This window comes from Pseudoflavonifractor sp. An184 (assembly GCF_002160305.1).
In the GTDB taxonomy this organism is placed as follows: Bacteria; Bacillota; Clostridia; order Oscillospirales; family Oscillospiraceae; genus Lawsonibacter; species Lawsonibacter pullicola.
On sequence record NZ_NFKI01000087.1, the window covers coordinates 1 to 8,475 of the forward strand.

Below are 8,475 nucleotides of genomic sequence, written 5' to 3' on the forward strand. Positions count from 1 at the left end.
TTTCATGCTCGGCGGAAGTGAATTCCGCCTCCGCCAAGGTTTTCGCTGCGCGAAAACGCTTGTACGCGCAATGCGCGTCCCGGCTTCGCCGGGTCCCTTAGTGGCCCGCGCCGATTACTGCGATATCATATTCTCCTGCGTCGTATCGAATCATTGGGATTCCTCTTTTAACAAATAATCGGATATCTATATCCAAGGGGCGCTCGCCGCTGGGGCGGCGAACTCCTCCCAATTATAACTGTGGTATTTTATCACGTTTTTCCGCCGGGGACAAGAGCGCTCGTGGACGGCGGTGAGAGGGAACTGGCACTTTGTTTTCCCCGCAACCCCCTGGAGCGCAAGGGTTGGGGGGATGGCTGGCCGGAGGGCTGTCCGCAGGAGGCGTACAGTCAACGGGAGCTTTTAAAAATCCTATATCTTGTGCATAGAACTTTTCTACAAAACAAGATATTGACCCAACGTAGGGGAAGTGTTATAGTAGAAATACGCCTTTTGCGGCCCCGCGTGTGTCCGGGGCGTTTGGCTATATGGAAAAAAGTGAGGGGGATTTGAACATGTATCAGGTAACTAAGCGGGACGGTACCGCTGCAAAATTTGAGATCGGGAAAATCAGCGCCGCCATTACCAAGGCGTTCCAGGCCATGGACAAGCAGTTCCACCCCAGCGTCATTGACCTTTTGGCTCTGCGGGTGACCGCCGACTTTGAGCCCAAGATCAAAGACGGCCGTATCGCCGTGGAGGACATTCAGGACAGCGTGGAGAAGGTCCTCTCCGAGGCGGGCTACGCCGATGTAGCCAAGGCCTACATCCTCTACCGCAAGCAGCGGGAGAAGGTGCGCAACCTGAACTCCACTTTGCTCAACTATAAAGAACTGGTGGACAACTATTTACAGATCAACGACTGGCGGGTGAAGGAGAACTCCACGGTCACCTACTCGGTGGGCGGCCTCATCCTCTCCAACTCCGGGGCCATCACCGCCAACTACTGGCTCACCGAGATCTACGACCAGGAGATCGCCGACGCCCACCGCAACGCGGAGATTCACCTCCACGACCTGAGCATGCTCACCGGCTACTGCGCCGGCTGGTCCCTGAAGCAGCTCATTCAGGAGGGGCTGGGGGGCATCCCGGGAAAGATCACCTCCGCCCCGGCCAAGCACCTGAGTACCCTGTGCAACCAGATGGTCAACTTCCTGGGCATCATGCAGAACGAGTGGGCGGGGGCCCAGGCCTTCTCCTCCTTTGACACCTATCTGGCCCCCTTTGTGAAGGTGGACAACCTGACCCAGAAGGAGGTCAAGCAGTGCATCCAGTGCTTTGTCTACGGGGTGAACACCCCCAGCCGCTGGGGCACCCAGGCCCCCTTCTCCAACATCACCCTGGACTGGACGGTGCCCAAGGATTTGGAGAACCTGCCCGCCATCGTGGGGGGCAAGGAGATGGACTTCACCTACGGCGACTGCAAAAAAGAGATGGACATGGTCAATAAAGCCTTTATCGAGATCATGATTGAGGGCGACGCCAACGGCCGGGGCTTCCAGTACCCCATCCCCACCTACTCCATCACCAAGGACTTCGACTGGTCTGAGACGGAGAACAACAAGCTCCTCTTTGAGATGACCGCCAAGTACGGCACCCCCTACTTCTCCAACTATATCAACTCCGACATGGAGCCCTCCGATGTGCGCAGCATGTGCTGCCGCCTGCGCCTGGACCTGCGGGAGCTGCGGAAAAAGTCCGGCGGCTTCTTCGGCTCCGGCGAGTCCACCGGCTCTGTGGGCGTGGTCACCATCAACCTGCCCCGCATCGCCTATCTGTCCAAGGATGCGTCCGATTTTTACCAGCGCTTGGACAAGCTCATGGACATCGCCGCCCGCAGCCTGAAGACCAAGCGCACTGTCATCACCAAGCTGCTGGATGCGGGCCTGTATCCCTATACAAAGCGTTATCTGGGAAGCTTTGATAACCACTTCTCCACCATCGGCCTCATCGGCATGAACGAGGTGGGCCTCAACGCCAAGTGGCTCCGGGCCGACCTGACCCACCCGGAGACCCAGAAGTTTGCCAAGGACGTGCTCAATCACATGCGGGAGCGTTTAAGCGACTACCAGGAGCAGTACGGCGACCTGTACAACCTGGAGGCCACCCCCGCCGAGTCCACCACCTACCGCTTCGCCAAGCACGACAAGGAGGAGTTCCCCGACATCATCACCGCCAACGAGAACGGCACCCCCTACTACACCAACTCCTCCCACCTGCCCGTGGGCTACACCGAGGACATCTTCTCCGCCCTGGACATTCAGGACGAGCTCCAGACCCTGTACACCTCCGGCACCGTGTTCCACGCCTTTTTGGGAGAGAAGCTGCCCTCCTGGCAGGCGGCGGCCAACCTGGTGCGGAAGATCGCGGAGAACTACAAGCTGCCCTACTACACCATGTCCCCCACCTATTCCGTGTGCGCCGACCACGGCTACCTCACCGGAGAGCAGTTCACCTGCCCCATCTGCGGCAAGCCCGCCGAGGTGTACAGCCGCATCACCGGCTACTACCGCCCGGTGCAGAACTGGAACGACGGCAAGACCCAGGAGTTCAAGGACCGGAAGGTGTACGACCTGGCACACTCCCACCTGCGCAAGGCGGGCCGGGCGGGCTCCCAGGTGACCGCGCCGGAGGAGTATACTAAGGCAGAACCCGTGCAGGACCTGCTCCTGTTCACCACCCGCACCTGCCCCAACTGCCGCCAGGCGGAGGCCCTGCTCCAGAAGGCGGGCGTCTCCTACCGGAAAATAGTGGCGGAGGAGTCTCCCGACCTGACCACCCGGTACGGGGTGCGCCAGGCCCCCACGCTGGCCTGGGAGGCCGGCGGCCAGGCCGAGAAGATCACCGGCGTGGGCCCCATCAAGAAATTCATTGAGGACCACCGGGCCCGGGAGGCGGGATAAGCTCACGTCCGCCGGTTCTTGCCAAAAGGACGGCTGCGCGGGTTACGCGGTCGGCCTTTCCTCCCTCCGGAGGCCCGCTCCCAGCCCCCAAACAGCAGTCCTTTCCCACCGGACCATTTTGAAGAGCCCTCAAATGTAAACACAATCGTTGCAACAGAAGAAACTCAAGCAGCCGAAAGGGCTTGCTGTCTGTGAATCGCAGCCGGCAAGTCCTTTCGCTTTGTCCGCAAGCCCGCACCCGAAGAAAAATTACCCCACCTTTGTCAGATTTTCCCCACTTCATTCGTATTCTAGGTGAAAGCGCTTTTGAAGAACACACCTGCAAAGAAGGTGAAGCATTTGAAATCACACATCGACCGGGCCGAGGCGGAGCGGCTGGTGAACGCCTACTCCGATCTGATCCTGCGCCTGAGCTATACCTATCTGAAAAGCACCGAGGACGCCAAGGACATCTGTCAGACGGTGTTCCTCCGGCTGCTGGAGAAGCCCCGGAGCTTTGAGAGTCCGGAGCACGAGCGGGCCTGGATCATCCGCGCCGCCGTCAACCTCTGTAAGGATCAGCTGAAGAGCCACTGGCGGAAAACCACCGTGGACCTGGAGGCGGCCCGGGCCGTCCCCGCCCCGGAGGCGGAGGAGGGAAGCCTGTTGGCGGCGGTGAACCTGCTGCCCCCCAAGTACCGGACGGTCATCTATCTGTACTACTACGAGGGGTACTCCGCCAATGAGATTGCCCGGCTGCTGGGGGAGAAGCCGGCCACCGTGGCCACCCAGCTCAGCCGGGGCCGAGAGAAGCTGCGCACACACCTGGAACAGGAGGGATTTGCATGAAAACCTATCGTCAGTCTCTGGATGAGCTGCATTTTACCCGTGAGGAGAAGAACGCTATGGCGGACCGCCTGACGGCGGGAGAGAGTAGAGGGGGCGGAAAGGTGCGCTCCATCCGCCGCACCGTGGCCGTGGGGGTGGCCGCCGCCCTGCTGATGACCATGGGGGTGGGGGCCGCCGTCACCCTCACCCCGGCGGGGGAGGTGTTTGCCTCCGTCTTTGGCGGGGCCCCCGCCCAGACGGAGATCATGGACCGGATGGGGGTGCCCATCGGGGCCAGCGACACCAGCGGCGGGGTGACCATCACCGCCGACGCCATCATCGGGGACACTTACAGCTATGCCGTGGTGTACTCCATCGCCCGGGACGACGGGCAGCCCCTTGCGGAGGATCTGACCCCGCTGGGGGGAGGGGACGGACCGCTGCCTCTGACCTTTGACCAGGCCGATACAGACATTGGGATGCTCGGGGGCAGCCACGGAACCGCCTACTTTTACGACGCCGACCCCGCCGACAACGCCATTCAGTACGTGGAGATGATGACGGCGGATACCCCCATTGAGCCGGGGACGGCCACCGCCACTTTCCAGAATCTATACCTGCGGGGGGAGGACATTCAGGACAGAACATTGCTGGCGGAGGGGAAGTGGAAGATTCGCTTCCAGTTTGATTTCCCGGACAGCGGCGTGAGCTTGGAGGCCGGGCAGACATTCCAGCTCAACGGCATGGAGGCCACTCTGGACGGGGTGACCATCTCCCCCCTGTCCATCCAGGTGGGCTACACGGTTTGGGAGGAGCTGGTCTGGGACCACCAGGATCAGGCGGACGGCCAGATGAGTGAACATGACCGGGAGCAGTCTTACCGCTTCTTTGAGTCCCTGCCCGTGACCGTGAACTTTACCGACGGGACGGCACTGGATCTGAGCGGCAATGGCGGCGGAATCCGTCCGGAGGACGGGAAGACCGTCTGTCAGAAGGGTCGGGTCTTTGAGGAGATCCTGGATCTGTCCACCGTAGAGAGCGTTACGGTTGGGGACGTTACTCTGCCGGTGGAGGCGGAGTAATTCCGAAATCAGCCGAGAGGCGGGGGAAGCCCCGCCTCTCAGGCTGTCGAAAAAGTCTAAGGACTTTTCCGACAGCCTGCAAAAATGCCGTTACTTTCCCGCCGCTGTGCGGCGGAAAAGTCCTCGCTGCGCTCGCTGAACGCCTTGCCATGCAAGGCATTCAGGGCATTTGATCCCACTCGAGGCGGGCTGCCGCCCCCTCGAGCTCCCCCGCCCCAACTTGAGCGGATTCATCTCCACATGAGTTTTTTGACAAGCTGAGAGGCGGGGATAGCCCCGCCTCTTTTCCACCTTCTGGTGCTCCAGGACTTACAGCTTGCGGTTTGACACCCGGTCCGTTACAATTTGGGTGTATTTCGAGGTTTTTGGAAAACCGCGGAAAATAAACCCAAAGGAGTATACACCCACGATGAAACACAGATGGAGAACGGGTGCGGCCGGCGTGCTGGCCGCCCTGATGATGACCACATCTGCGGGCGCTGTGGGCGCAGCCATAGAAATTGATGGAACGTCCCTGGACGCCGGCGAGGCATGGATTGAAAACGGGACCAGCTATGTCACCCTGGCGGCCTTCAGCCGGGAGACCGGGCGCAGCCTCAGCTGGGACGGGACCTCCGCCCAGGTGGACGGAGGGGGACTGGACCTGGAGGCCACTCCAGGGGCCATCTATGTGTGGTCCAATGAGCGGGGCCTCTATGTGGCCGAGACGGTGCGGGTGGTGAACGGGCGGGCCGTCCTCCCCCTGCGGGTGCTGGCCGACGCCAGCGGTTCCTCCCTCACCTGGGACGGCTCTACCGCCGCCCTGAGCACCTGGGGGGCGGTCCCGCCTCAGGCGGACTACGACCAGGAGGACCTGTACTGGCTCTCCCGGATCATCTCCGCCGAGAGCCGGGGGGAGCCCCTGGTGGGACAGATCGCCGTGGGCAATGTGGTGCTCAACCGGACCGAGTCCGGCCAGTTTCCGGATACGGTGAAAGAGGTGGTGTTTGACAGCCAGTACGCCGTCCAGTTCACCCCCGTGGCCAACGGGACCATCTATCTGGAGCCCGCGGCCTCCTCCGTTCTGGCGGCCAAGCTGTGCCTGGAGGGGGCGGAGGTGGCGGGAGACAGCCTCTACTTTTTCGCACCGGCGGTGTCCGCCGGCAGCTGGATCACCCAGAACCGGACCTACTTTGCCGCCATCGGCAGCCACCACTTCTACCGCTGAAACGGAACCGATTCCGCCTCTCCGCACCTTTTGGGGTGTGGAGAGGCTCTTTTTGTGCAAAAAACGAATTTTCCCACCTTGTTTGTCGGGAAATTCTGCCTCCTATCCCTTGCGGCTCCCGCAAGTCTGTGATATGATTTCCATGCCGAATGGCGCGCCTCCGCCCGCTCCGCCGGAGCGAGAAGGCCGATGTTTTGGAGAAGGGGGAGAGTTTGCTTGGAGAATACCGCCCGTGTGATCCACCCGGAATTTGCCGCCGGCCGCCGCATCCTGGCGGTGAGCGACATCCATGGAAATCTGCCCTTCTTCCGGGGACTGCTTCAGACCGTCCGGTTCACACCGGAGGACATTTTGGTGCTGGACGGGGATATGCTGGAGAAGGGCCGGGACAGCCTGGCTCTTCTGCGGGAGATCATGGAGCTCTCCCGCACCCACACGGTCTACCCAATCTGCGGCAACTGCGACGGTCTGGTATCCAACTTTTTTGAGACGGACCGGCTGGACGAGCGCTTTTTTGCCAGCTATCTCCCCCAGCACCCGGAGAGCATCATCCGCCAGCTGGCGGATGAGATGGGTTATGTGGATTGGCGGGATTTCCCCGGCCTGCGCGCCGCCCTGCGGGAGCGCTATCCGGAGATCCGCGCCTGGCTGGCCGGACTGCCCACCATTCTGGAGACGGAGCACCTGGTGTTCGTCCACGGGGGCGTCCCCTCCCTGGAGCACATGGAGACCCTGGACCGGTGGAAGTGCATGAAAAATGACGACTTCCGGGGACAGGGACACTCCTTCTCCAAGTACGTCATTGTGGGACACTGGCCGGTGACCCTCTATAACCCCAAGATCCCCTCCGCCGCGCCCCTGTTCGACTGGGAGCGGAAGATCATCTCCATCGACGGGGGCTGTGTGCTCAAGGCGGACGGGCAGCTCAACGCCCTGATCCTCCCCTCGGAGGAGTCGGAGGATTTTTCCTGGCAGGCCTACGACGGGCTGGAGGTGTACACCGCCCTGGACCGCCAGGAGCCGTCCGACGACTCCATCAACATCCGCTGGGGCCAGGCCGACCTGGAGCTGCTGGAGCCGGGGGAGGAGTTCTCCCGGTGCCGCCATCTGGAGAGCGGACGGGAGCTGGACATCCTCACCTCCTACCTGCGCCGCACCGGGGAGAGGCTGTGGTGCGAGGACTCCACCGACTACCGCCTGCCTGTGGAGCCGGGGGACCGGCTCTCCCTGGCAGTCCGCACCAGCCGGGGCTGCCTGATGAAGAAAAATGGGGTGACAGGTTGGTATTTCGGCCGCCTGGCGGATACAATAGAACAGAAATAAACAAATAAGGATTGGAATGTATGCTTGAATTTAACCCCCTGCAGCTAAAAGACCTGCCCAAGCTCCGCGATTATTTCGGGTACAGCGGAAGCCGGATCTGTGACACCACCCCCGGCACGGTGATGATGTGGCGGGATATGTACAAGACGGAGTGGGCCATCTACGACGGCTCCCTCTACTTCAAGGTGGAGTACCCCGGCCTGGGGAGCACCTTCACCCTGCCCCTGGGGGGCGGCCGCCGGGAGCACTACCGGCAGATCGCCGACTACTGCTGCCGCCGGGGCATGCCCATCGCCTTCTACCCGGTGCCCAAGGACGAGCTGGAGCGCCTCCAGGAGTTCTTCCCCAACAGCGCCGCCATCTCCAACCGGGACGCCTTCGACTACCTGTACCGGGCGGAGGATTTGAAGTACTTCCGGGGCAAGAAGCTCAGCGGTCAGCGCAACCATGTGAACAAGTTCTTAAAAACCTACGGCAACTGGTCCTTCCGGGTGATCACAGAGGAGGACGTCCCGGCGGTGAAGGCCTTCCTGGACCGGTACGCCGCCGGGCGGGACAAGGCGGCCGCCTCCTTCCACGAGGACCTGCGCAAGACCCACGAGGTGCTGGACAACTACCAGCTCTACGACATGGCGGGGGGCATGCTGCTGGTGGACGGGAACATCGTGGGCTTCTCCCTGGGGGAGATCGTGGGGGACACCCTGTTCACCCACATCGAGAAGGCGGACCGGGACTACCAGGGCTGCTACCAGATGGTGGTGGCCCAGTTCGCCCAGCAGTTCGCCCACGAGGGGGTCCACTTCATCAACCGGGAGGACGACGCCGGAGACCCGGGGCTGCGTACCAGCAAGCTGTCCTACCACCCGGTGGCCCTGCTGGAGAAGTACACCGTCACCGTGGACGAGCCCTGCAAGTTCTGCGACCTGGCGGACTGACCATTTCCTGAGACAAAAGACGCACGCGGCAAGGACCGCGTGCGTTATTGTACAAAGAAAACCACTCGCCTGAACAGCACCCCAATTGTTAGACAGTATGGTATACTACTAACGAATGGGGTGTTGTTTTATGCCAAAAGGGAAACCAAATAAAAGATACACAGGGGAGTTCAAACAAG

6 protein-coding genes are annotated in these 8,475 nt (G+C 61.4%); all 6 read left to right on the forward strand.

The annotated features are described in order from the left end of the window. Nucleotides 1–554 precede the first annotated feature (554 nt). The 6 genes from B5F19_RS15945 to B5F19_RS15970 all read left to right on the forward strand — a co-directional run bounded on the left by B5F19_RS15945 (nucleotide 555) and on the right by B5F19_RS15970 (nucleotide 8,296). Nucleotides 555–2,942, forward strand: a complete 2,388-nt coding sequence (locus B5F19_RS15945; RefSeq protein ID WP_087292477.1) for a ribonucleoside triphosphate reductase — start codon at nucleotides 555–557, stop codon at nucleotides 2,940–2,942. A gap of 330 nt (nucleotides 2,943–3,272) precedes the next feature. Beyond that, nucleotides 3,273–3,770, forward strand: a complete 498-nt coding sequence (locus tag B5F19_RS15950) for a sigma-70 family RNA polymerase sigma factor (RefSeq protein WP_343219433.1) — start codon at nucleotides 3,273–3,275, stop codon at nucleotides 3,768–3,770. Continuing rightward, on the forward strand, nucleotides 3,767–4,831 hold the full coding sequence (locus tag B5F19_RS15955) for a DUF4179 domain-containing protein (protein ID WP_087292484.1): 1,065 nt from the start codon (nucleotides 3,767–3,769) through the stop codon (nucleotides 4,829–4,831). Before B5F19_RS15950 ends, B5F19_RS15955 begins: the two co-directional genes overlap by 4 nt. Nucleotides 4,832–5,240: 409 nt before the next feature. Then, entirely contained in the window at nucleotides 5,241–6,038 is a 798-nt protein-coding gene (locus B5F19_RS15960) for a cell wall hydrolase (RefSeq protein WP_087292487.1), read from the forward strand. 216 nt (nucleotides 6,039–6,254) lie between these two features. Continuing rightward, nucleotides 6,255–7,361: a metallophosphoesterase gene (locus B5F19_RS15965; RefSeq protein WP_242972850.1), complete on the forward strand. Its 1,107-nt coding sequence runs from the start codon at nucleotides 6,255–6,257 to the stop codon at nucleotides 7,359–7,361. Nucleotides 7,362–7,381: 20 nt separating this feature from the next. Next, nucleotides 7,382–8,296 (forward strand): phosphatidylglycerol lysyltransferase domain-containing protein, encoded by a 915-nt coding sequence (locus B5F19_RS15970; RefSeq protein ID WP_087292492.1) that lies wholly within the window; start codon nucleotides 7,382–7,384, stop codon nucleotides 8,294–8,296. The last annotated feature ends 179 nt before the right edge of the window (nucleotides 8,297–8,475 follow it).